Raw genomic sequence first — 24,084 nt, 5'->3', positions numbered from 1 at the left:
CCGTTGATATGTTCCGGATCATGGAACCCGTCAGTGAAAAAGAGATCCGCGCCTCCTTCGTGAACTGTTCGAAGGGCGAGGCGAACAGGCTCACGCTGCCGACGGGCTTCGCCGACACTCCCTGGGACGACCTGGACTTTCTGGGCTGGCGTGACCCCAAGGCCCCCGAGCGCGGCTATGTGGTGACGTGGCGGGACGGCGAGGCCGTGGGCATCGCGCTGCGCGCCTCGACCGGGCCGCGCAAGAGCCTGCTCAAGTCCAGCATCTGCTCGGTCTGCGTGACCCCGCAGGCCGGCTCCGGCATCACCCTGCTCGTGGCCCCGAAGGCCGGGGCGGCGGGCCGCCAGGGCAACTCGGTCGGCCTCTACATCTGCGCGGACCTGGCCTGCTCCCTCTACGTCCGCGGGAAGAAGACGACGGTGCTCGCCCGCCGTATGGAGGAGAGCCTCTCGCCCGAGGAGCAGAACGCCAGGACGCTGCGGAACCTCCACGGCTTCCTGGACCAGGTGCTCGCCGGCTGACCAGGGGCGGGGGCCGCGCGGCGGGCGGTTCAGACCGTGCGCGGGTCCACCAGCTGGAGGGCGAGCGTGGCCGAGGGCTCGGCGAGCCCCGGCCCGCCCGCCTCGGCCCAGGCGAGTATCCCGTCGAGCGACTCGTCGTCGGTGACGAAGCCCACCCAGGCCGCCCGGCCGCCGCGCCTGCGACCCTCGTACGAGGGCTGGACGACGACGATGTTGGCCTGGCCGCACGGCCCGAGGCAGTCGCTCGTGCGCACCGCGAACCGGCCCCGCGAGGCGGCCGCCGCCGAGCGCAGCCGCTCCAGCTGCCAGGCGTGGTCGATGCCGGGGTTCTTGCGGGCGTCGCCGCAGCAGCAGCCCCGGCACACGACGAGCGTGCAGGGGCGGCGGGCGGCGGCACCGATGGAGACGACGGGACTCATCCCGTGATCATCTCAGGCCCGCTCGACGCCCCGCGGTGCAGGTGCCGTGTTGTCCCCCCGGCTACCGGCCCCGCGAGGCGGCCGCCCCGCTACCGGCGGCCGAGGTACGCGAGCCCGGGATGCACCTCCCGGTACCCCTCCACCAGGCGCCGGGCCACCGTCACGGAGTCGACGAGCGGGTGCAGCGCGAACGCCTTGACGGCGGTGGCGAGCGACCCGCTGTCCGCCGCGGCGAGCACCTCGCGTTCCACGGCCTTGACCGCGCACACCAGCCCGGTGGCGTGCCCCGGCAGCGGGGCCACCGACAGGGGGTGGGCGCCGTTGGCGTCGACGGAGCACGGCACCTCGATGACGGCGTCGGCGTCGAGCGCGGCGAGGGTGGTGCCGTTGCGGACGTTGAGGATCAGTGTCGCCCGTTCGTCGCGCGCGATGGCTCGCATCAGCGCGAGGGCGACCTTCTCGTACCCGCCGGACTCCAGGTCCTCCTCGGCCCGCTCCCCCACGCCGGCCGCTTCCCGGTTCTCGGCCATGTACGCCGCCTCGCGCTCGGCGAGGGTGTCGCGCCAGGCCTGGAGAGCGGGGGTGCCGGGGTGCCGCATTTCGGCGTAGAAGCGGGCCTGCTGGTCGTGGAGGAAGGCGCCTCGGGTCCGCTCGGCCTGCTGGTAGGCGCGGACGGTGTCGCGGTTGAAGTAGTAGTAGTGCAGGTATTCGTTGGGGATGGCGCCGAGCGACTGGAGCCAGTCGGCGCCGAAGAGCCTGCCCTGCTCGAAGGAGGCGAGGAGGCCGTGGTCGGCGAGCAGCCGCGGCAGTTCGTCGCGGCCCCTGATGTGCAGCCCGCGCAGCCAGCCGAGGTGGTTGAGCCCGACGTAGTCGATGAACGCCTCGTCGGGGTCGCCGCCGAGCACCTGCGCGACCCTGCGGCCGAGGCCCACGGGTGAGTCGCAGATGCCGATGACGCGGTCGCCGAGGTGGCGGGACATGGCCTCGGTCACCAGGCCCGCGGGGTTGGTGAAGTTGATGACCCAGGCGTCGGGGGCGAGCCGGGCGACGCGGCGCGCGATGTCGACGGCGACGGGCACGGTCCGCAGCCCGTACGCGATGCCGCCCGCGCCGACCGTCTCCTGCCCGAGGACGCCTTCCGCGAGGGCGACGCGTTCGTCGGCGGCGCGTCCCTCCAGGCCGCCGACGCGGATCGCGGAGAACACGAAGTCGGCGCCGCGCAGGGCCTCGTCGAGGTCGGTGGTGGCCGTGACGGTCGGTGCGTCCGGGACGCCCGCCGCCTGCTCCGCGAGGACGCGGGCGATGGCTCCGAGCCGGTCCGCGTCCAGGTCGTGCAGGACGACGTCGGTGACGCGGCCCTCGGCACGGTCGCCGAGGAGGGCCCCGTACACGAGCGGCACGCGGAACCCGCCACCGCCGAGAATTGCCAGCTTCACGTCTTCAACCGCCTTCTGTCGGACTGTTATCGCCGGGGCTCACGTTACGTACGATGGCGCGGCAGCGTTCCGACCCCCCACGGAGGTAGCGCCCCGATGACCCTTTGGAAGGCATCAACCGCCCTGTTCGGTGCCGTCACTCTGGCGGTGATGACGGGCGGCGGCGCGTCGGCCGCACCCGGCTCCCCCGCCTCGCCCGGCGGCTGGCAGGCGTCCGGCACCTCGTACGTCAACTCCCTCACCGGCAGCCAGGGTCTGGCGAGCCGCGCGGACGGCTCCCTCCTCTATCGGGGCCTCGGTTCGATACCGCTGGGGCTGCGGGTCAAGGGCTGGGGGCACATAGGCGACCCGGACATCGCGAACGGCCACACCTTCGACGCCTATCAGGGCGGTGACGGCGCGTCGTCGAAGATGTTCGCGGTCACCGCCCCGGACGGCAAGCGGCACCTCTACGAGCACCGGCTCGACGCGGACGAGAAGCTCAACAACTCCTTCGCCGCCGTCTCGCCCGACGCGCGGTGGCTGGTCTCCGGCGAGTGGGGCGACCAGAGACGGCTCCAGGTCTTCCCCGCCCCGCTGCTCAACCCCTCGACTCCGCCGGGCGGCGGCGCGCTGCCCCAGGCCGGGCAGATCACGCTCAACAAGCCGGTGCGCGACATCCAGGGCTGCGACTTCGCCTCCGCGACCCGGCTGGTGTGCGCGTCCAACGACGCGTCCAGAGAACTGTTCCCCGAGGACCGGCCGGTCCTCCAGGTCGACTTGGAGCGGGCGCTCGACGGCCGGCCGGTGACCGGCCGTGTCTCGTCCCTCTTCGCGGTGCCGCAGCGCAGTGTCTGCTCGGGTTCCTTCGAGACGGAGGGCGTGGACTACGACTCCGCGCGGCGCACGCTGCGGGTCGAGGTGGTGCCGCCCGCGCCCTGTCTGGTGACGACGGCGGTGTACACGTACAAGCCGACGACGGGCTGAGTCTCACGGGGCGGCCCGGTGTCCGTCTGGCGGACAGGACGTGTGGGGCGCCGCCCCGCAGGGGAAAGTCGTGATCATGACACAGCACGACCAGCAGGTGACCGACGCCTCCCCCGCCCACGAGCGGCGCCCGATACGGCAGTTGCTCGCCGCGTCGGTCGGCAACGCCGTGGAGTGGTACGACTGGTACGCGTACACCTTCCTCGCCACCTACATCGCCGACCAGGTCTTCCCCAAGAGCGCCGACAACTCCCTGGTTCCACTGCTCTCCACGTTCGCCGTCTTCGCCGTCGGCTTCTTCATGCGGCCCGTGGGCGGGCTGCTCATGGGCGCCGTCGCCGACCGGCGTGGCAGGCGGGCCGCGCTGACCGTCACCATCCTGCTGATGGGCGGCAGCAGTCTGCTCGTCGGCCTGACCCCGACGTACGCGTCCGTGGGCGTGCTCGCTCCGGCGGTGCTCGTCGCGGCGCGGCTCCTCCAGGGGCTCTCCGTGGGCGGCGAGTTCGCGGCGTCGACGACCTTCCTCGTGGAGTCGGCGGGGCCGCGGCGACGGGGTCTGTTCTCCAGTTTCCAGTACGTCTCCACGAGCGCGGGCCAGCTGGCCGCCTCCGGCATCGCGGCCCTGCTGGTCGCCACGCTCTCCGACGGGCAGATGGACGGCTGGGGCTGGCGGCTGCCCTTCCTCCTCGGCGCGGTGCTCAGCCTGGTCGGCTTCTGGATCAGGCAGGGCGCCCACGAGACGCACCGCGCGCCCGCCGAACCGGACGCCCGGCCCGGCCTGTTCGACGCGCTGCGCCACCACCCGCGCCAGTCGCTGCTGATCTGCGGCATCACGGCGGGCGGCACCATCGCGTACTACACGTGGACGTCGTACCTGCCGACGTACGCCGAGCTGAACACCGACATCAACAAGAGCCAGGCGCTGCTCGCGGGCACCCTCTCCCTCGCGTTCTTCACGCTGCTCCAGCCGGTCGGCGGGCTGCTCTCCGACCGGGTGGGCCGCAGGCCGCTGCTGCTCTTCTTCGGTGTCGGCTTCGCGGTCCTGAGCGTGCCGCTGCTCAAGTCGCTCAGCGGGTCGTTCGGTTCGCTGCTGCTGGTGAGCTGCGCGGGCATGGTGCTGCTCACCGGCTTCACGTCGATCTCGGCGGCCGTGAACGCGGAGGTGTTCCCCGCGCGGGTGCGGGCCGCCGGGATCGGTTTCCCGTACTCCCTCACCGTCGCGCTGTTCGGCGGCACGGCCCCGTACATGGGCACCCTGTTCAAGGAGATCGACAGGCCCGGCCTTTTCCCCTGGTACGTGGCCGTGATCTGCCTGGCGTCGTCGGTGGTGTATCTGCGTCTTCCGGAGACGGCGCACAAGGAGTTGGAGCGCTAGGAGAAGCGGGAGCGTTGGGCGCCCTTCGGCACGGCCGTGATCGAGCGGCCCGCCCACTCGGGGGGCGCTTCCGTGAGGCCGGTCAAGCGCTCGCGGATCTCGTCCGGGGGGGGTGGCGCGGCCCGCGTTATGGTCCCCGTTGAGGCACTCTTCTCCCTGTGTCGTACGCATCTTCGCTTCCCCCGCAGCGCCCGCCGTTCCCCGCCACCGGCCACATGGTCGTCTGCGGCGGTGGCGAGGCCCTGGCGCACCGGCTCGCCGCCGAACTCCGTGACGTCTACGGCGAGCAGGTCGTCCTCGTCGTGCCGCCCGCGGGCGGCGGGGAGCGGTCCCCGTCGCCGACGGGACGGGCCCGGACCACGGCGCTGCTCGGACGGATCACCGCCGTGGTCTCCCGTACCGCGGGGAACGGCAACGGAGGTGGCAGCGGAGGCGGCGAGGCCGAGGGGCCGGTCCCGCGGACGGTCGAAGCCGCCGAGATCGGTGACGACGCACTCATCGACGCGGGCGTTCCGCGGGCCGGCGCCCTCGCTCTCGTCCATGACGACGACGAGACCAACATCCGCGCCGCTCTGGCCGCCCGGCGCCTCAACCCCCGGCTGCGGCTGGTGATCCGGCTCTACAACCGCAAGCTGGGGCAGCACCTGGAGGAGCTGCTCGACCAGGCGGCCGCCGTGGCCGGCCTGGACACCACCGACGCCACCGTCACCGTGCTGTCCGACGCCGACACCGCCGCCCCGGCGCTCGCCGCCACCGCCGTCGCGGGGACCAGCAAGGTCGTCCACGCGGACGGGCTGCTGCTGCGCGCCGTGGAGCGTACGCCGCCCGAGCCGGGCGACGTGGCGCCGCGCGGTCTCGCCACGCTGGCGCTGCTCTCGGCCACCGCCAACGACCCGGCGGGCGCGGAGGGTTCGGACGAGGCGGGCGGCGGCGCGGGCCCGCGGCTGCTGCCCGACGACGACGCCGTGGCCGCCGCGCCGGGCCGGGGCGCGCTGGTCCTGGAGGCCGTGTCGTACTCCGGGTCCGCGCCGCCGCCCGGGTTCCTGGCGGGGCGCGGGGTACCGCTGCGCCAGCTGTTCTCGCGGCGGCTGCGCTGGTCGGTGGCCGGGTTCGCCGCCGCTGTCCTGGGGCTCGCGATCGCCTCGATCGTGACGGCGGGCGGCTCCCCGCTGCACGCCACGTACCTCACCCTCCTCGACCTCTTCTCGATCAATGACCCCGCGACCGAGGGGCCGATGAGCCGCCAGATCCTCCAGCTCCTGGCCGGGCTGATCGGGTTGCTGCTGCTGCCGATCCTGTTCGCGGCCGTCCTGGAGGCCCTCGGCACCTTCCGCACCGCGTCCTCGCTGCGCCGTCCGCCACGCGGCCTCTCCGGGCACGTGGTCCTGCTCGGCCTCGGCAAGATCGGCACCCGGGTCCTGGCCCGGCTGCGGGAACTGGACATCCCGGTGGTGTGCGTGGAGGCGGACCCGGAGGCGCGCGGCATCTCCCTGGCCCGGCGGCTGCGCGTGCCCACGGTGATCGGCGACGTCACCGAGGAGGGCGTCCTGGAGGCCGCCAAGATCCACCGCGCGCACGCCCTGCTCGCCGTGACCAGCGCGGACACCATCAACCTCGAAGCGGCCCTGTACGCACGGTCGGTGCGGCCCGATCTGCGGGTGTCGCTGCGGCTGTACGACGACGCGTTCGCCACTGCCGTCTACCGCACCCTGCGGGCCGCGCACCCCGGCGCCCTCACGCGCAGCCGCAGCGTGTCGACGCTGGCCGCGCCCGCCTTCGCCGGGGCGATGATGGGCCGCCAGATCCTGGGCGCGCTGCCCGTCGAGCGCTCCGTGCTGCTCTTCGCGGCGCTCGACGTCTCGCTCCAGCCGCAGCTGACCGGCCGCACCGTGGCCGAGGTGTTCCGGCCCGGGGCGTGGCGCGTGGTCGCCCTGGAGCGCTCGTCCGGCGCGGAGTCGGGCCTGGAGTGGGACATGGACCCGCAGTACGTGCTGCGGCCGCAGGACCGCGTCGTCCTGGCGGCCACCCGGCAGGGCCTGGCCGAACTCCTCGCCCGCAGACCGCTGCCGGCGCGCCCGTAGGAGAGCTTCGGTCCGGGCTCAGCCCTCGTCCGGCACCGGCAGGATCTGGCGCAGGTGCGGGTCGGGGTGGAAGTCCCTGCGCCACTCGCGGGGGTAGCCGACCGACGCCTCCACGTGACGTACGCCGTCGTGCCAGGTGGTGCGCGGGATGTGCAGATGGCCGTAGACGACGGCCGCCGCGTTGTACTTCACGTGCCAGTCCGCGCTCAGCTCGGTGCCGCACCACAGGGCGAACTCGGGGTAGCGCAGGATGCGGGTGGGTTCGCGCAGCAGCGGCCAGTGGTTGATGAGGACGGTGGGCAGGCCGTCGGGCCGCTCGGTGAGGCGTTCCTCGGTCAGCGCGATCCGGGCGCGGCACCAGTCGTCGCGGGTCGCGTAGGGGTCGGGGTGCAGGAAGTACTCGTCGGTGCAGACCACGCCCGCCTCGTGCGCGACGGCGAGCGCCTCCTCCTTGGTGTGGGTCCCCTCGGGGCGGAAGCTGTAGTCGTAGAGGAGGAAGAGCGGGGCGACGGTGACGGGGCCGCCCGCGCCGCGCCAGACCGGGTAGGGGTCCTCGGGGGTGGAGATCCCGAGCTCGCGGCAGAGCGCGACGAGGTGCTGGTAGCGCTCCTCGCCGCGCAGCTGGACCGGATCGTCCTTGGGCGTCCACAGCTCGTGGTTGCCCGGCGACCACACCACCTTGGCGAAGCGCCCGGCGAGCGTGCGCAGCGCCCACTCGACGTCGGCCATGCGCTCGGCGACGTCGCCGGCCACGATCAGCCAGTCCCCGTCCGTCTGTGGCCGGATGGTCTCGACGTACTGCCTGTTCTCCGCGTACGCGACGTGCAGGTCGCTGATCGCCAACAGCTTCGGGGTGCTCTCGGATGCCATCACCGTGCGAGGCTAACCGAGTTGTTCCGTCAGTGGTGATCGACTTCGCCCCGCTGGATCGCGAGGTACTCCTCCGGGGTCGCCTTGGGCACCTGCGCCTTGGGCCCGTACATGGCGCGGGAGAGGCGGGAGCGCAGGCGTTCGGAGCGGGGCACCTTGCGGGCCACGCCGTTGGCGTCGACCAGGGGGCCGATCTCGTAGGGCTGCGGCTGTTCGTGGGCGGTCAGACGGTACAGCTCCCCCTGCGGCAGCGGCTCGTGGATCTCCACGTACTCACCGTGCGGCAGGCGTTTGATGGTGCCGCTCTCCCGGCCGTGCAGCGCCTTGTCCCGGTCCCTGTGCTGGAGGCCGAGGCAGATCCGGTACGTGACGAGGTAGGCGATGACGGGCGCCGCGAAGAAGGAGATGCGCACGAACCACGTGATGGTGTTGATGGACAGGTGCAGGTGGGTGGCGACGATGTCGTTGCCGCCGCCGATGAGCAGGACGAAGTACAGCGTCAGCCAGGCGACGCCGAGCCCGGTGCGCACGGGTACGTTGCGGGGCCGGTCCGCGATGTGGTGTTCCCGCTTGTCGCCCGTGATCCAGGCCTCGATGAACGGATAGACCGCGATCGCCGTCATGATCAGCGGGAAGAGCATGAAGGGGATGAAGACGCCCAGGACGAGCGTGTGCCCCCAGATGTTGATCTCCCAGGCGGGCATCACGCGGATCAGCCCCTCGGAGAAGCCGAGGTACCAGTCGGGCTGGGCGCCGGTGGAGACCATGTCGGGGCGGTAGGGGCCGATCGCCCAGACCGGGTTGATGGAGGCGACCGCGCCCATGATCGCGAGCACGCCGAAGACGAGGAAGAAGAAGCCGCCCGCCTTGGCGACGTAGACGGGCAGGAACGGCGCGCCGACCACGTTCTTCTCGGTCTTTCCCGGCCCCGCGAACTGGGTGTGCTTGTGGTAGAAGACCAGGATCAGATGGGCCACGACCAGCCCGAGCATGATGCCCGGCAGCAGCAGGATGTGGATCGGGTAGAACCGCGCCACGATGTCCTCGCCCGGGAACTCGCCGCCGAACAGGAAGAAGGCGAGGTACGTGCCGACCACCGGGATCGAGAGGATCGCGCCGTGCGCGAAGCGGACGCCGGTGCCGGAGAGCATGTCGTCCGGGAGCGAGTACCCGGTCAGACCGGTGATGATGGCGAGCATCAACAGGGTCCAGCCGAAGAGCCAGTTCAGCTCGCGCGGCTTGCGGTAGGCGCCGGTGAAGAACACCCGCATCATGTGCACGAACATGCCCGCGATGAAGACGAGCGCCGCCCAGTGGTGGATCTGCCGGATCAGCAGACCGCCGCGCACCTCCAGGCTGATCTCCAGCGTGGACTCGAACGCCCGTGACACCTGGAGGCCCTTGAGCGGCACGTACGGGCCGTCATACGTGACCTCGGCCATGCTCGGCTCGAAGAAGAGGGTCAGATACGTGCCGGTGAGGATCAGGATCAGGAAGCTGTAGAGGCAGATCTCGCCGAACATGAACGACCAGTGATCGGGAAAGATCTTGCGCATCTGGCTCTTGGCCAGGGTGTTGATCCCGAGGCGCCCGTCCGCCCAGTCCGCGACGCGCTCACCCCTGCCCGGCCGCCCGGACCGGCCCGGTCGCCCGCGTGCCCCGGTGCGCTCGATGCTTCCGCTCATGCGACTCCCTTTCAGGCGGCTACCAGAGTAGGTCGCATGTATGACGTATCCAACAGGCCGGTGTGTGACAACTGGCGGCCAGAAACCTCGGGTTCACCGCGAGAGTCATCCGCCTCAGGAGTCACTCACGGCAGAAGCCATTCACGGCAGGAGTGTTATTCACTCAGGAGGAAACGCTCGCACCCCTCGCCGCGGAGCCGGCCCGGCGGCACCTTGCGGCCGAACGCGACGAGCAGGAGGTCTTGGGCGGCGCCGTGCACGGGGGTGCCGCTGCCGTGCCGCCAGTCGAGGTCGTCGGCGCGCAGCTCGACGCCCGTGAGGTCGGCGCCGAAAAACTTGAGGCTCTTGGCGTCGACGGTCTCCAGCAGGACGCGGACGCGCTCGGACGGGACCTCTCGGGACATGTTGAGGGCGACCGTGACGTCGAGGCCGTGCACCACGTCGTGGCCCAGCGCGGAGGTGTAGCCGCCGACCGGGGGTGTCCAGGGGTGGTGGGCGTTCTCCCTGATGTGCGCGACGAGTTCGGCGGGCGAGTAGCGGACGGCGTCCGCCCGGGCGCAGCGGTCCGTCACGCGGTGCAGGCTGCCGCGCGCCTTGAGGAGTTCGAGGAGCGTCCTCGGCAGCGTGTGGCGGAAGCCGAGGGACATGTGGGCGACGACCTCGCGTACGCGCCAGCCCGCGCAGAGGGAGGGGGAGTTCCACTGCTCAGGGCGCAACTCCGCGAAAGTACGGGCGAGTTCCTGGCGCTCGGCGGCGATCTCGGCACGGATGTGGTGCACGTTCTCTGTGGTCTTCCCCATGTCTCCAGGGTGATCAAGGCTCGGCCATAAGTCCAAGAGCCACTTGTTCTCGCCGCTAGCATCATCGGTTATGGAACTCCGGCAGCTTCAGTACTTCGTCGCCGTGGTCGAGGAGGCGAACTTCACGCGTGCAGCGGCCCGGCTGCATCTGGCGCAGCCCGGCGTGAGCGCGCAGATCCGCCGTCTGGAACGGGAGTTGGGCCACCGCCTGCTGGACCGCTCGGGTGGGGCGGTGACGCTGACGGAGGTGGGCCGGGCCGTGCTGCCCTACGCGCGGGCCGCGCTCGCCGCCGTCGACGGTGCCCGCGCCACGGCCGACGAGTTCGCGGGGCTGCTGCGCGGCCAGGTCACGCTGGGCCTCGTGTCGGGCGCCGCCACCCATGAGTTCGACGTGGTGTCCGTGGTCGCCGACTTCCATGACGCGCACCCCGAGGTCGAGATCTCCCTCAGGGAGGACTCCTCCGACCGGATGCTCACCGCGCTGCGCCAGGGTGAGCTGGACATCGCGCTGCTAGGCCTCGCGGCGGGCGAGCCGCCGCCTGGTGTCTCGCTGGCCATGGTGGTCGACGAGCCGCTGGTCGCCGTGGTGGCTCCGGGCGATCCGCTGCTGCGCGCCGGGGGCCGCGGGGAGGTGCTGCTGGCCGACCTCGCGGACCGCCCGCTGATCAGCCTGCCGCGCGGCACCGGCCTGCGCGGGGTCCTCGACGGGGCGTGCGCCGAGGCGGGCTTCCGGCCGCGCATCGCCTTCGAGGCGGCCACCCCCGACGTCCTGATCCGGCTCGCCGCGCGCGGCCTCGGGGTGGCGGTACTGCCCGCACTGCCCGAGGAGGCGACCGCGGTCCTGGGCCTGCACACCCTGCCGATCACCGATCCGCCCCTGCGCGGCCGCATAGCCCTGACCTGGCGCACGGACGGCCCACCAACCCCCGCGGCCCAAACACTCCTCACCCGCCTACGAGCAGAACTACCGCCCCGGTAAGGGGCGGCGCCCCGCAAGGGGCCTGCGCCCCCAAAGGGGCGCGGGGAACTGCGCGCCCAACCACACCCAACCCGCACCCGCCAACAAACCACCCCCGGCAGCCGCGACCGCGCACCAAAGCCACCACCCCCACGCAACCACCCCCCACGCAACAGCCCCGTCAAACCGACGGAGTCAACCGGTGCAGCCGCAACGCAAGCTGCACCTCCAGACTCCGCGCAGGACTGTTCCAGTCACCCCCCAGCAACCGCCCCACCCTCTCCAACCGCTGCACCACCGTGTTCACATGCACATGCAACGCGGCCTTGGCCCGCGTAAGACTGCGGTCCTCCCCGAAATACGCCTCCAGGGTGCGGACCAGCTCCGTGCCGCGCTCGGCGTCGTAGTCGAGGAGAGGACCGAGCGTGGCCCGGACATAGCCGCCGAGGTCGGCCTGTTCACCGATGAGCATCCCGACGAAGCCGAGGTCGGCGAGGGCGGCGCCATGACCGGCGTGGCCGAGCGCCCGCAGTGCGGAGAGGCAGCGTGACGCCTCCGCGTGGGCACCTGGCAGCCCGGCGGAATCCTGCGCGGGCCCGGCGGCGCCGACCGTGACCGCGGCGCCGACGGCCTGGCCCAGCTCGGCGGCGAGCGTACGGGCGTCGTCGCCCGGAGCGCCGGTGGGGGTCACGAGCACCACACCGTCGTGGTGGAGTCCGGCCAGGCCGCTGCGCGCGCGGGCGACGCGGTGGGCGGCGGCGAGCAGCCGCTGCCGGGAGGCGCTCTCGCTGTGGGTGACGAACACCGCGTGCCCGCTGTCGAGCCGGACGCCGAGGCGGCGGGCCCGGCCCGTCAGGCTGACCGGGTCGCCGGTGGGGGACAGCAGGTCGTTCAGGAGTTCGCCGCGCACCCGGTCCTCGGTCTCGGCGACGGACCGGCGCAGCAGCAGGAGCAGGGCGGTGACGACGCTCGCGCGTTCGAACAGCCGTCGGTCGGCGTCGGCGAGTTCGGGGCGTCCGGTCAGGGCGATGCTGCCGAGGAGTTCGGGTCCGGCGAGGACCGCGCAGACCCAGGTGCCGTCCTGCGGGACCGCGCGTCCGCTGGCGCGTGACGCGGCGACGGCCTGGGCGGGCGGGGGCAGCGGCGCGGCGGCGGTGCGGGCCAGTTCGACGCCGTCCACGTCGTGGATGAGGACGCCGCCGTCGAGGAGGGCGGCGATGCCGTCGGCCACGTCGCCCGTGTCGCCGCCGCGCAGGACGAGGTCGGTGAGCTGGTCGTGGGCCTGTTCCGCCCGGCGCATGGCCTGGCTGTGGGCCCGGATGGTCTCCGTGGCGGCGTTCAGGTCGACGAGCGCGGCCCGGGTCTCCTCGAGGAGGCGCGCCCCGTCGATGGCGATGGCGGCGTGGTCGGCGAGGGAGGAGAGCAGCACGATCTCCTCCCTCGCGAACTCGCGGGCGGCGCGGTCGGCGGCGTACAGCACGCCGATGACGCGGGAGCCGAGCCGCAAGGGGACGCCGAGGATGGCCCGCAGCCCTTCCTGGCGGACGGCGCTGTCGATGGCGTCGGTGTGGTGGAAGCGGGGGTCGTGCTGGTAGTCGCCGGTGACGTAGGGGCGGGCGGTCTGGGCGACGAGGCCGCCGAGGCCCTCGCCCATGCCGAGCCGCAGCTGCTGGAAGGCCGCGGCGACGCTCCCGTCGGTCACCCGCATGTAGGTGTCGCCGGCGGCTTCGTCGTTGAGCGAGAGGTACGTGACGTCCGTGCCCAGGAGCAGCTTGGCGCGGCGCACGATGGCCCGTAGCACCGCGTCGGGGTCGCGCAGCGCGGCCAGGTCGCTCGCGGTGTCGAACAGCGCGGTGAGTTCGGCCTCGCGGCGGCGGTGCGCGCCGAGGGTGCGGTGGACGCGCAGCGCCACATCGGTGGCCTCGTCGAGCGCCGCGAGGTCCTCGGCCGCGGCGCCGGCCTCGCGGGCGCGGGCGGCGGGGCGCGCGAAGTCCTCGGCGGGTGCGCCCCGGTCGAGCATGTCGAGCAGGCTACGCAGGCCCGCCTGGGGTTCGGCATGGCCTGTCCGGTGTTCGGCATCGCCCGCCGGGGGTTCGGCATGGCCTGCCTGGGGTTCGGCGTGACCCGCCCGGCGTTCGGCGTGACCCGCGCCCTTCGTGGTGGGAGGCATGGGCCGATCGTCTCCCGGCAGGGTGGGTGCGGTCGATGGGCCGGGCACATCGGCGGCGGGTGGGGACCGTTCACCATCCGGTGGACTCCCCCGCCGAGGACGCGCCGCGGGGACGAGGCAGCGCGTGGGCCTGCCTTACTTGCTGCGGCTGCGGCTGCGGGAGAGGGAGCGGGCGGTCCCCGCCCCGCGCGGTCAGGCCATTTCGACGTAGCGGTGGACCCGGTCGAAGCGCCGGGCCATCAGGTCCCGGTGGCGGATCACCCAGTGGGCCACGCCGGAGTCCAGTTCCGTGACGTCGTCACCGCACCTCCAGGTGGCCAGGAGAGCCCAGTCGTCGGCGTCCTCTCCGTGGGCCGCGCCGCCCGGCTCGCAGGGGCCGGCCTCCTCGGGCGTACGGGCGTAGTGGACGGGGTCGTTCTGGGGCGAGACCGGATGGCCGCCGATCTGCAGGGCCCAGGGAGGGCGGTAGCCACCCACGCGTGCCCAGGCGTCGCTGAGTTCGTCGGCGAGTTCGAACTGCTCTTCCTCGGGAAAGTCGCCCCATCTGTCGAGGGCGTAGCTCTCCGGCATCTGCGCACTCGGCTGGTGCCATACGGTGCGGAGTTCGCGCGGCCGGTACGGCTCGCGCCGGCTGTGAGCGAGGGAGGTCGGGGTGGTAGGGGTCCCGGCGGGGACGTACAGCACCGCATCGGGCACCTGCCCGTCAGTACCCTGCACATCGGAGCCGGAGAAGAAGAGCAGACGGCCGTCGGCGGGCAGAGGAAGGCGGGTCGCCCCCGGCGGGAGGGCCGCGAGGTCGACGGAGGCCACGAAGGGGTCGGATGGCTTCGGCGCGCCGGGCGGCAGCAGGGGGTCGCCGCCGATCCGGGCCACGAGGGGGCCGTCACCGCCCTCGGCCAGGTACACCGCCGGCAGGACACCACGTATCCACTCCTCCACCTCCTCCGACGCCAGGCCTCGGGATATCGCCTCGACTCGGAAGGCGCGCAGTCCGTCCACGATCTCGTCGGTCACCGGGCCACCCTAACGGGGCCATGAGCGGGCGGTGACAGGGCCCAACGGATGGCAGCGGAAAGGAAGTTGCACTCGCACCCACCTCGCGTCAACTGATGGTTGACGCCCGCGAACTGTCAACCTACGGTTGTCACATGACGCGATCCGACAGCACTCCTCAGCCGCCCACGGTCCGCCTCGACGACCTCATCGAAGCCATCAAGAAGGTCCACACCGACGCCCTCGACCAGCTCTCCGACGCGGTCATCGCCGCCGACCACCTCGGCGACGTCGCCGACCACCTCATCGGCCACTTCGTGGACCAGGCGCGCCGCTCCGGCGCGTCCTGGACCGACATCGGCAAGAGCATGGGCGTCACCCGGCAGGCCGCCCAGAAGCGGTTCGTGCCCAAGAAGCCGGGCGAGACGAACGACCTCGACCCCAGCCAGGGCTTCAGCCGCTTCACACCCCGGGCCAAGAGCGTCCTGATGGCCGCGCACCACGAGGCCAAGGCGGCCCAGCACGACGAGATCCGCACCGAGCACCTGGTCCTCGGCCTGCTGAGCGAGCCGGAGGCCCTCGCCGCCAAGGCGATCACCGCGCAGGGCGTCCCCCTGGACGACGTACGCCGGGCCGCCCTGGACGCACTGCCCGCGACCGCCGTCGAGGTGCCCGAACTCGTGCCGTACGACGCGGGGGCCCGCAAGGTGCTCGAACTGACCTTCCGGGAAGCGCTGCGCCTCGGCCACAACTACATCGGCACCGAACACATCCTGCTCGCCCTCATCGAATTCGAGGACGGCGAAGGGCCGCTCACCGGCCTCGGCCTCGGCAAGGAGGAGATCACGGCCTCGGTCGTCGACTTCCTCCGCGACCTCGGCCCGGCCACCGCCTGACCACCCGTCACGCCAGATCGCCAATCGCCGTCAACCAGCCGTATTTCCGGGCCCGTTGACAGGTGTGGTGGGGCTCCCTACTGTCGCAAGGACCGTCTCGAACAGCGTCAACGCACATCCATCTTGCGTGGGGGGTTCGTGAACAGCACACCTGGTGCCGGCGACATCGACATGGCAGCCCCCCAAAACCGTGAAGGACTGCCCCTCGTCAGTCTCGATCAGGCGCACTCACCGCAGAAGGTCCTGGCCCACGGCGCATTGCTCCGACGGTTCGTCGCGGGCCAGGAGATCAAGCCGGTCCATATGCGGATCGGCATCATGGGCGCCTGCAATATGCGCTGCAATTTCTGCAACTTCCACTCACCGAACGAGGAGCAGTTCTACGACCTGTTCTCGTTCAAGGACTCCATCGCCACCGACAAGGCGGTCACGCTGCTGCGGGAGTTCGCCGAGAACGACGGGCGCGCGGTGACCTTCTGCGGCAGCGGCGAGTGCACCATCCACCCGGGCTACACCGACATCTGCCGGGCCGGGCACGCGGCCGGGCTGCGGATCGGGCTGATCACCAACGGCTCACGCCTCGGTCGGCCGAAGGTCGCCGACTGTGTCGCCGAGACCCACACCTGGGTCCGCATCGGCCTGAACGCGGGCACGGAGGCCACCTTCGACGCCATCACCCGGGACCGGGAGCAGACCTTCTCGGGGTTCGTCGGAGCCGTCGGCAGGCTCAGGGAGAGCGCCGTCGACCCGGACTTTCGCATCGGCTTCAACTACGTGATCACGCTCCAGAATTACCGCGAGATTCTCCCGGCGACCCATATCGCCCGGGAATCCGGCGCGCATTACGTGCGCTTCGAGCCGGAGTTCTACAGCGCGCTCGGCCACGAGACCATCGAATCCGTGATGCCGCAGATCGCCGAGTCGCTCACCGCGGCCGCGGCTCTCTCCACCGACGCCTTCGAGGTCTCGGTGCCCAAGCTGGACCGCGGCCCGATGGACCAGGTCGAGGAGGTCGAGGGCGACTTCGAGCGCTGCCACTACAGCCGTTTCGTCACGGCGGTCGGCGCCGACGGAAATCTCTATCCGTGCCCACAGGTCCACCTCAACAGCCGTTATCTCATCGGCAATGTCATCGAGCAGGGATATGCGGAGGTACTCGAAGGCGGTCCGCGCGCCGAATGGGAGGCCTCCAACCCGCGCAGGACCGACCTGTGCAAATCGTGTTTCTACCGCCCGCAGAACGAACTCCTGGAACTCCTCAAACGCGGCCAGATCAAACTGGACGAGGCGCTGGACGCGTACGCGCTGGAAGTGCCCAGCACCCTGCACGGCGACTTCGTCTGAGCCGCGGATGCAGCTCCGTCACCTCCGCAGGCTCCTCGCCGCCGTGCCGTCGCCGCGCCCGGCCGCCGGTGACGCCACCGAGGACCGCACGGCTGCCTGCCGCCAACTCCGTGCGCTGGTCGAGCGGTTGGCCCGAGTCGAGCGGGCGCCCCTCACCGTCACCGACACCCACGTCTCGGTGCGCGACGGCCTGCGCCGTGAGCGACTGGTCCTCGACTCGCCCGTACGCGGCACCTTCCACGGCACCCTCCTCGCGCCCCACGGCGTCCCGCGCGGCCCGGCCGTCCTGGTCCTCGGCGGCCGCAACGCCCGCCTCGACCAGCTCACCGGAGACGTGCCGCCGGACCACCCCGACCGCAATGTCGCCGAGCACCTGGCGCGGGCGGGCTTCGTCACGCTCTCCTTCGACCACGGCATCGGCGGCGGCCTCGACGAGGAGCGCAGAGCCGGCCGGGACGAAGGGACGCTGCTGGCCCACGCGTTCACGCTGACCGGCCGCTCCCTGCTCGGCGCGCTCGTCGGTGACGCCCTGGGCGCGCTCGACGTACTGGCGGCGCACCCGCGCGCCGACCCGGACCGGCTCGGCCTGTTCGGCCACAGCCTCGGCGCGGCGGTCGCCCTGCACACCGCGCTGCTGGCACCCCGCCAAGGCCTCCCGCTCTGCGCGGCGAGCCACCTCGGCAGCTACCAGGCCCTGTACGCACGGCTGTTGACCGGCCACGAAGGCGCGACGCTCCCCGGAATCCTGGAGTACGCCGACCTCGCGGACCTGTACGCCGCGCTCGCCCCGGCGCCCCTCCAGCTCCAGTACGGCACCGCCGACACCTATCTGGAACCGGCCGACGCGCGCGCGGCGGCGGACAGGGTCCGGGCCGCGTTCGCGGTGGCGGGCGCCTCCGCGGAGATCCATGAACTGCCCATGGGCCACGGCACGCACGTCGGCCACGCGGCGGACTTCTTCACGCGTTACCTGTCCGGTGGCGCCGGGCACGCCGTCACAGCATGCGACGCCGTGCCCGCCGAGCGCACAGGCCTTGATGTGCCCGCCCAGCGCATCCGCTTCGAGGTGTCCGAGCGGCGCGCCGTGCTCGACCGCGTCGACGCCGCGCTCGCCTCGGGCGTGCTCACCCAGGGCCCGCAGGTCGCGCGCTTCGAGGAGCTGTCACGCGCCTGGACCGGCGGCGCCGAGACGGTGGCCGTGGCGTCCGGCTCGGCAGCCCTGGAAATCGCGCTGCGGATCGTCGGGGTGGCGGGCCGCACCGTCCTCGTGCCGGTCAACACGTTCTTCGCCACGGCCGCGTCGGCGGTGCGCGCGGGCGCGTCCGTCCGCTTCGTCGACATCGAGCCGGACGGCCTCGGCATGGACCCGGACGCCCTGCGCGCGGCTGTCGACCGGTTTCCCGACACGGCCGCCGTCCTGCCGGTGCACATCGGCGGCATCGTGTCGCCCGCGTTGGACGCGGTGCTCACGTACTGCCGGGAGCGCGGCATCCCTGTGGTGGAGGACGCCGCGCACGCCTTCGGTGCCACGCTCGGCGGCCGCCCGGCGGGGAGTTTCGGCCGGTTCGGCGCCTTCTCGTTCTTCCCCACCAAGGTCGCCGTGAGCGGCGAGGGCGGTCTGTTGTCCGCCGCGCTGCCGGACGACGCGGAACAGGCACGGCGCTGGCGCGACCACGGCAAGAGTGCCCAGGGCTCCACGCTCCACGACCGCCCGGGCGGCAACTGGCGCCTGAGCGAACTGCACGCCGCCGTCGGCACGGTCGACCTGGAGCGTTTCGCGCGCACCTTGGCGGCGCGCCGTGAACTGGCGGCCCGCTACGACGTGTTGCTTGCTGACGTGCCGGGGCTCCGGCCGCACGCCGTGCCCGACGGATCGGACAGCAACTTCTACAAGTACCTGGCCCACCTCGATCCTGACGGGCCGCTCGACCGCACGCTGTTGAAGAAGCGGCTGCGGGAGCGGCACGGCGTGTCCCTGGCCGGCGAGGTCTACGACCACCTGCTCTGCGATCACCCGTACTTCGCCGACGGCACCCAACCCGCGCGCAGTGACGGGCCGTTCGAGCGGGCGCGCCGGTTCGCCCGTCACCATGTCGCCCTGCCGCTGTACCCGTCCCTCACGGAGGCCGAGCAGATCCGGGTGGTCACCGCGCTCCGCAGCGAGCTGTCGTGACGGCGGTGGTCCGCACCTTCCGCAGAGGCGAGTGGCGGACGTCGCTGGACACCGCCGCGCTGCCGGGCACGGGAGGCGCCTCGTACGGTCTCGCGCTGGTCCCGGAGATCGTCGCCCACGCCGACCGGCGGTGGTGGGACACCACGCGTGCCACCCTGCCGCCGCTCGCCGGACGCCGCGAACTGCTGCTCGAAGCAGTGGGGTTGTTCGGCCGGGGCACCGTCACGGTCGGCGGCGTCGGCGCGCAGGACGCCGTCGGCTTCCGTGCGGCGCTGTGGGGCACGGCCGGGCTGCCGGGGCCGCTGGTGGACCGCTGGTGCGCGATGCTGCGCGAGGCGCTGCTGAAGCGGGGCGGTGAGCCGGTGCCCGACGACCGGCTGAGCCTCGTCGCGCTGCCGGGCAACACGTTCACGTGCCTGGACTCGGTGCTCGACCAGGCGGAGCGCTCGGGCGCCGTCTGGGTGCGGCCGAGCCGGCGCGAGCCGCTCTCCGCGGCCCGGCTCGTCGCCGCCCTGCTCGCCGTCGGCTGGCCCCCCGCCCGCATCGGCCTCTACCCCGCCGAACACCGCACCCTGCACGGCCTGTTGAAGCTCGCGGACCGACGGGTCGTCTACGGGGGCGCGGGCCTCGCCGCGTCGGTCCGTGACGCGGAGTCGCTCACGCTGCACGGTCCCGGCCGGGGCTGCGCCCTGGTGCCACCCGGCATGCCCGTCGAGGCGGCCGTGGACTGGCTGCTGCCCCTGGTCGCGGCCGACGCCGGGCGGTTCTGCAGCAACGTACGCACCGTCGTCTGCACCGACCCCTCCCAGAGCCACGCCCTGGCGTCCTCCCTCGGCGCCGCACTCGACACCATCCCGCCGGACCCGGCTTCCCGTGACCGGCCGCTCACCGTATTCCGCGAACCCGCCGAGGCCCACCGTGCGCTGCGCTCCGTCCACGAACGCATGCGCCCGGGCGACCGCATGCTCACCCGCCGTGAGCCGATCGTGGAGGTCGACGGCGCGCCGTGCGTGCTGCCCCGCCTCGTACGGCTCCAGGCGCCCGAAGGCCACCCCCTGGTCGGCCACGAAGTCCCCTTCCCCTTCGCCGCCGTCCTCGCCGCGGCGCCCGGAACGGTACGGGCCATCACCGCCGAGTCCCTGTTCGTGCACCGCCCAGCGAAGTGGGGCCCCGCATGACGACCGCCTTCGACACGCTGACCGGCACCCTGCGCTCCCGCGTGCCGGAGCTGGGCGTGGACCTCGACACCTGGACGCGGCGGATGATGCGCTGGCACTTCGCCCCGGACACCGCGAGCCCGTTCTGGGCGGCCAGGCGCGCGACGCTCGGCTTCGACCCCCTCAAGGACGTCGACGGCTTCGCCGCGCTGGAGCTCTTCGGCCTCTTCGACAAGGCCGAGCTGCGCGCCGCGCACGCCCGCGACCTCCTCCCCCGCGGCTACCGCGACCGCCCCTTCCGCGTCTTCGAGACCGGCGGCACCACGGGCGCGCCCTGCCGCATCGTCAACGTCACGCGCCTCGCGTACGACGTGGAGATCTACCGCACGGTCCTTGAGGCACGCGGCGTGGCCGGCGGCGACGTGCTCGCCATGACACCGGGCGGGCCGCACGCGTACGGGCACTTCGTGGAGGGCCTCGCGGACAGCTGGCGCGGCGCGGTGCACGCCATCGACTTCGACCCGCGCTGGGTGAAGGCCGCGCTGCGGGCGGGCGGCGAGGCGGACGCGTACACCGCGCACCTGATCGACCAGACCCTGGCCCTGCTGGCCGCCGAGCGCCCCTCGCTGCTCTTCACCACCGCGCGGCTGCTCCTGGAGCTGGCGATGCGGCTGCCGCGCCCGCTGCACTCGTACGGCATCCGGGCCGTGTGCACAGGCGGTACGTCGTGCACCGCCGCCGAGGCCGCGTTCCTGCGCCAGGAGCATCTGCGGGGCGTGCAGTGGATCGACACCTACGGCAACACGCTCGTCGGGCACGCCCTCCAGGCCGACGTGACGGACGACGGCGCGGCGGACGGCGTGCCCGCCGGGGCCGGACACTCCTACCATCTGCCGCCGCCCTTCGCGGTGTTGAAGGTCGTCGACCCCGGGGACCCGTGGCGCGAGGTCGCCGTCGGTGAGCGGGGCCGGGTGCGCGCCACGACCCTCCTCGAAGACCTCTTCCTGCCCAACCTTCTGGAGCGGGACAGCGCGGTCCGGACCGGGCCGCACCCGTGGTTCCCCTGGGACGGGGTCGCGGCCGTGCGGCCCTTCCAGGAGGACGGCGAGGCCAGTGCCGAGGCAGTGGAAGGCGTCTACTGACCGAAGGCCCGATGGATCGAGGGACACACACCGTGAACCTGTCGTCGAACGGCGTACCGATACCCTGCACGCCGGAACTCTTCGGCCCGCTGCGCCCCAGCGCGGACCTGCTGCCGCCGAGAGACCCGGCCGCGCTCCGCGCGCGCCTGCACGCCGACGGCTATCTGTACCTGCCGGGGCTGCTCGACCGCTCGGAGGTCCTGCGGCTGCGCGGCCGGTACTTCTCGCTCTTCCCGCCGGGCCTGCTCGCGGCGGGCACCACCCCCGAGGACGGGATCTTCTCCGGCCGGGTGCCCGACGGACTGCCGGAGTACGGGGTCGCGGGGCACCCCGCGCACACGTTCGTGCGCTCGGCGGCCTTCGACCGGTTCGTGAGCGACCCGGCCCTCGCCTCGCTCGCCGCCCTCCTCCTCGGCGATGCGGCGCGGATGCTGCCGCGCCGCATCCTGCGCCACTTCCACCGGGGCACGCGCCGGGCCTCGCGCGCCCATGTCGACTTCGACTACATGGACCGGGGTTCGCCCGCCGTCGTCACCCTGTGGGTTCCCGTGGGCGACTGTCCGCCGCGCACCGGCGCGCTCGTGTACCTGGAGGGCTCGCACCGGCTGCCGCCCGAGGAGTACGCGCCGCTGCGCGACATCACCGACCGGCCGACGGACCGCCGCCAGATCTGCCACGACCTGGAGCTGACGGCCCGCACGCTCGGCCGCCGCTGGCTGTGGGCCGACTTCGCGGCGGGTGACGTGATGGTGCACGTGCCGCGCGTCATCCACGCGTCCCTGGACACCACCACGGACGCGATGCGGCTCTCCGCCGACGTGCGTTTCGTACGCGCCGCCGACACGCCCGACCCGCGCTGGCTGACGCCGTGGTCGGCGGATGACGGGGCATGAGATCCCGGTATGCGGGGTGTTCAGGCTCCCAGGTGGACCGGGGAGCCGCCCGCCGCCTCCGAGCGCTCCGCCGCCACGATCACCTCGTCGACGAGCCGGGCCTCGGCCACCGGGCACACCGGTGCCCCGCCCCTCGCCACGGCCTGCGCGAAGTCGGCGAACAGCGGCTGGTGCGGATTGGCCGCCGGGGGCAGGAGGAGCGGCGTCTCGGCCAGGCCCGTGAGCCGCCCCGCGTCGAGCGGGTCGAGGGTCACGGCGCGCCCGGCGCCGGTGAGTTCGAGGCGGTCGATCGGCGGGCCCTCGCTCCACTCCACGAGGCAGTGGGCCCGCGGTCCGAACGGCCAGCGCAGGGTGAGGTCGGCCCGCCGCTCCGCGCCCCGGGGGAAGCGGCCGCCGAGCCGGGCCGTCATCTCGTACGGGCGGCCGAAGAGGTGGAGCAGCAGGTCGATCCGGTGGCTGCCGGCGTCGGCGAGCACGCCGCCGCCCGACACGGCCGGGTCGGTGCGCCAGCGCATCGGGTCGCCGGGGCCCGGTGCGAAGGCGCACCGGAAGCGCACCTCGACCCGCTCGGGTGTCCAGTCGGCCAGCTCGGCGCGGAGCCGGCGTACGGCGGGGGCGAGTCTGCGGTAGTACGCGACGCCCGCGCACGGCCCTGCGGTGTCCAGCGCGGCGCCGGTCGCGAGCCCTCCGGCGAGCGGCTTCTCGACGAGGACCGGGAGGCCGGCGTCCAGCGCGGCGCGGGCGAGCGGCACATGGGCGGCGACGGGCGTGGCGACGTACACGGCGTCGACGTCCGTGAGGAGGACCCGCGGGTCGGCGCCGGACCTGGGGACGGCGTACCGCTCGGCGACGCGCGACGCGCGGTGCGGGTCGCGGCCCCAGAGGACGGCCGGTTCCTCGCCGAGCGCGCGCAGGGCGGGCAGCGCGCGCCGCGTCACGATGTCGCCGTAGCCGGCGATGCCCCACCTCACGCCGGGCCCGGCCGCCGCCCCGGGCTCATGGGACGATCGCCACCTTCAGGGTCTCGCGCGGCGGCCCGTCGTAGGGGGCGTGCTCGGCGTCGGGGTGGAGCACGCGGCTCGCGGAGAGCTGCTCCATGGCCTTCGGGAGTTCGTCGAGGGGGTAGGTGTGCGTGTGGAGGTCGGCGAGGCGCAGGGCGTCGGTGCGCCGGTGGGCGAGTCGCTCGGCGACGGCGAGGGCCTCGGCTCGGGCGGTGTCCAGCGGTTCGGCGGAGCTGTGCACCCGCAGCCCTTTGCGCTCCCAGGTGACCAGGTCGACGCTGACGTGGGTGTCGATGTGGTGGGTGCCGAGGAGGACGACGAGGCCGTTCTGTCGTACGAGTTCCACGCAGGCGTTGAGGGTGGTGGGGGTGCCGACGGCGTCCACGGCGACGTCGAAGTCCGCGCCGACGGCGAGCAGTTGCTCCCGGCCGCCGTCCACGCGGCGTACCGCGTCGGCCCCGGCGGCCGTGGAGTGCGCCAGGCGCCAGTCGTCGAGGTCGACGGCGACCGTCTCGGCGGCGCCGCGCGCCACCGCCACGCGCAGCGCCATCTGCCCGACGGGCCCCTGGCCGACGATCACGACGCGGTCGCCGAGCCGGATGCCGCGGGTGGCGTGCACGGCCAGCGGCAGCAGTTGCAGGAGGGCGCCCTGCTCGAAGGGGACGGGGTCGGGCAGCGCGCCCACGGAGATCTCGCGGGCCAGCGCGAAGTCGGCGTACCCGGTGGTGAGCGGCGTCCGCACGAAGACCCGCTGACCGGGCACGACCCGGCGCACGCCCGCGCCGGTCGCCTCGACGACCCCGGCGATCTCGTGACCGAAACAGCCCTGGGAGCAGTGGTCGCGCAGGCCGTGGTAGTGGAAGTAGGCGAGGTCGCTGCGGTTGCAGACCGTGCAGGCGCGGACGCGGACGAGGACTTCCAGCGGTCCGGGGTCCGGCACCGCCGCGTCGGTGACCAGCCTGATGTCGCGCCTGCCGACAAGTTCGTACCTGCGCATGGCCCACTTCCTCACCGGGTGCGATCAGCGGAAGTCACCAGGATCGCCTAACTCCGTCCTCAGGGCGCCGGATTCGCCGGTCCCGGCCGGTTCGGACTCCTTGACAGCCTCGATCGATACGAGCCAATATCCACTATCCGATTGGCCTGGACCAATCAGCAGGAGCCCCGCGCCTCGCACCACGTCACACGAGCCACGTAGCCGCAA

20 protein-coding genes are annotated in these 24,084 nt (G+C 72.9%); 11 read left to right on the top strand and 9 right to left on the bottom strand.

Translation table 11 applies throughout. The features are described from left to right. Positions 1-20 precede the first annotated feature (20 nt). Positions 21-521, top strand: a complete 501-nt coding sequence (locus J2N69_RS32250; RefSeq protein ID WP_230903854.1) for an FBP domain-containing protein — start codon at positions 21-23, stop codon at positions 519-521. Between the two features lie 29 nt (positions 522-550). On the opposite strand, the gene J2N69_RS32245 is transcribed toward J2N69_RS32250, so the two are convergent. Then, positions 551-940 (bottom strand): (2Fe-2S) ferredoxin domain-containing protein, encoded by a 390-nt coding sequence (locus J2N69_RS32245; RefSeq protein WP_230903853.1) that lies wholly within the window; start codon positions 938-940, stop codon positions 551-553. 89 nt (positions 941-1,029) lie between these two features. After that, complete coding sequence (locus J2N69_RS32240) at positions 1,030-2,376, bottom strand: 6-phospho-beta-glucosidase (protein ID WP_230903852.1); 1,347 nt, start codon at positions 2,374-2,376, stop codon at positions 1,030-1,032. Between the two features lie 96 nt (positions 2,377-2,472). Between J2N69_RS32240 and J2N69_RS32235 the strand changes: the two genes are divergently transcribed. The 3 genes from J2N69_RS32235 (at position 2,473) to J2N69_RS32225 (ending at position 6,798) form a co-directional block, all read left to right on the top strand. Further along, on the top strand, positions 2,473-3,342 hold the full coding sequence (locus tag J2N69_RS32235) for a hypothetical protein (protein WP_408056839.1): 870 nt from the start codon (positions 2,473-2,475) through the stop codon (positions 3,340-3,342). A gap of 76 nt (positions 3,343-3,418) precedes the next feature. Further along, positions 3,419-4,717: an MFS transporter gene (locus J2N69_RS32230; protein WP_230903851.1), complete on the top strand. Its 1,299-nt coding sequence runs from the start codon at positions 3,419-3,421 to the stop codon at positions 4,715-4,717. Positions 4,718-4,932: 215 nt separating this feature from the next. Further along, positions 4,933-6,798: a potassium channel family protein gene (locus J2N69_RS32225; protein ID WP_230904968.1), complete on the top strand. Its 1,866-nt coding sequence runs from the start codon at positions 4,933-4,935 to the stop codon at positions 6,796-6,798. Between the two features lie 18 nt (positions 6,799-6,816). Here J2N69_RS32225 and J2N69_RS32220 read toward each other — a convergent pair whose 3' ends face one another. The 3 genes from J2N69_RS32220 to J2N69_RS32210 form a co-directional block, all read right to left on the bottom strand. Then, positions 6,817-7,668: a metallophosphoesterase family protein gene (locus J2N69_RS32220; protein WP_230903850.1), complete on the bottom strand. Its 852-nt coding sequence runs from the start codon at positions 7,666-7,668 to the stop codon at positions 6,817-6,819. Between the two features lie 29 nt (positions 7,669-7,697). After that, a complete protein-coding gene (qcrB, locus tag J2N69_RS32215) occupies positions 7,698-9,353 on the bottom strand; it encodes a cytochrome bc1 complex cytochrome b subunit (RefSeq protein ID WP_127913208.1) in 1,656 nt (551 codons plus the stop codon). Positions 9,354-9,508: 155 nt separating this feature from the next. Then, a complete protein-coding gene (locus J2N69_RS32210) occupies positions 9,509-10,153 on the bottom strand; it encodes a maleylpyruvate isomerase family mycothiol-dependent enzyme (RefSeq protein WP_230903849.1) in 645 nt (214 codons plus the stop codon). Positions 10,154-10,223: 70 nt separating this feature from the next. Between J2N69_RS32210 and J2N69_RS32205 the strand changes: the two genes are divergently transcribed. Continuing rightward, positions 10,224-11,132 (top strand): LysR family transcriptional regulator, encoded by a 909-nt coding sequence (locus J2N69_RS32205; protein WP_230903848.1) that lies wholly within the window; start codon positions 10,224-10,226, stop codon positions 11,130-11,132. A 160-nt stretch (positions 11,133-11,292) separates the two neighbouring features. Here the strand turns inward: J2N69_RS32205 and J2N69_RS32200 are convergent, their stop codons facing one another. Together J2N69_RS32200 and J2N69_RS32195 are read right to left on the bottom strand one after the other, a co-directional pair. Next, entirely contained in the window at positions 11,293-13,131 is a 1,839-nt protein-coding gene (locus J2N69_RS32200) for a helix-turn-helix domain-containing protein (RefSeq protein WP_230904967.1), read from the bottom strand. 342 nt (positions 13,132-13,473) lie between these two features. Beyond that, positions 13,474-14,295, bottom strand: coding sequence for a DUF1963 domain-containing protein (locus J2N69_RS32195; protein WP_230903847.1), 822 nt, complete (start codon positions 14,293-14,295; stop codon positions 13,474-13,476). A 134-nt stretch (positions 14,296-14,429) separates the two neighbouring features. On the opposite strand from J2N69_RS32195, the gene J2N69_RS32190 reads away from it, so the two are divergent. The 6 genes from J2N69_RS32190 (at position 14,430) to J2N69_RS32165 (ending at position 21,879) form a co-directional block, all read left to right on the top strand. Continuing rightward, positions 14,430-15,170, top strand: a complete 741-nt coding sequence (locus J2N69_RS32190; RefSeq protein ID WP_230903846.1) for a Clp protease N-terminal domain-containing protein — start codon at positions 14,430-14,432, stop codon at positions 15,168-15,170. Positions 15,171-15,308: 138 nt separating this feature from the next. Next, positions 15,309-16,514 carry a radical SAM protein gene (locus J2N69_RS32185; RefSeq protein ID WP_230903845.1) on the top strand — a complete coding sequence of 402 codons (1,206 nt, stop codon included), beginning with the start codon at positions 15,309-15,311 and terminating at the stop codon, positions 16,512-16,514. A gap of 7 nt (positions 16,515-16,521) precedes the next feature. After that, positions 16,522-18,687 (top strand): DegT/DnrJ/EryC1/StrS family aminotransferase, encoded by a 2,166-nt coding sequence (locus tag J2N69_RS32180; protein ID WP_230903844.1) that lies wholly within the window; start codon positions 16,522-16,524, stop codon positions 18,685-18,687. Then, on the top strand, positions 18,684-19,865 hold the full coding sequence (locus tag J2N69_RS32175; protein WP_230903843.1) for a hypothetical protein: 1,182 nt from the start codon (positions 18,684-18,686) through the stop codon (positions 19,863-19,865). The genes J2N69_RS32180 and J2N69_RS32175 overlap by 4 nt, the downstream gene beginning before the upstream one ends. Then, on the top strand, positions 19,862-20,986 hold the full coding sequence (locus tag J2N69_RS32170; protein ID WP_230903842.1) for a phenylacetate--CoA ligase family protein: 1,125 nt from the start codon (positions 19,862-19,864) through the stop codon (positions 20,984-20,986). The genes J2N69_RS32175 and J2N69_RS32170 overlap by 4 nt, the downstream gene beginning before the upstream one ends. A gap of 32 nt (positions 20,987-21,018) precedes the next feature. Beyond that, entirely contained in the window at positions 21,019-21,879 is an 861-nt protein-coding gene (locus tag J2N69_RS32165; protein WP_230903841.1) for a phytanoyl-CoA dioxygenase family protein, read from the top strand. Positions 21,880-21,899: 20 nt separating this feature from the next. Here J2N69_RS32165 and J2N69_RS32160 read toward each other — a convergent pair whose 3' ends face one another. Together J2N69_RS32160 and J2N69_RS32155 are read right to left on the bottom strand one after the other, a co-directional pair. Further along, a complete protein-coding gene (locus tag J2N69_RS32160; RefSeq protein WP_230903840.1) occupies positions 21,900-22,850 on the bottom strand; it encodes a Gfo/Idh/MocA family protein in 951 nt (316 codons plus the stop codon). 25 nt (positions 22,851-22,875) lie between these two features. Further along, positions 22,876-23,877: a zinc-dependent alcohol dehydrogenase gene (locus tag J2N69_RS32155; protein WP_230903839.1), complete on the bottom strand. Its 1,002-nt coding sequence runs from the start codon at positions 23,875-23,877 to the stop codon at positions 22,876-22,878. Between the last annotated feature and the right edge of the window lie 207 nt (positions 23,878-24,084).

Origin of the sequence: Streptomyces huasconensis, from assembly GCF_021028635.1 — a bacterium.
GTDB classification, from domain to species: Bacteria; Actinomycetota; Actinomycetes; order Streptomycetales; family Streptomycetaceae; genus Streptomyces; species Streptomyces huasconensis.
This window is presented reverse-complemented; position numbering and strand designations above follow the sequence as displayed.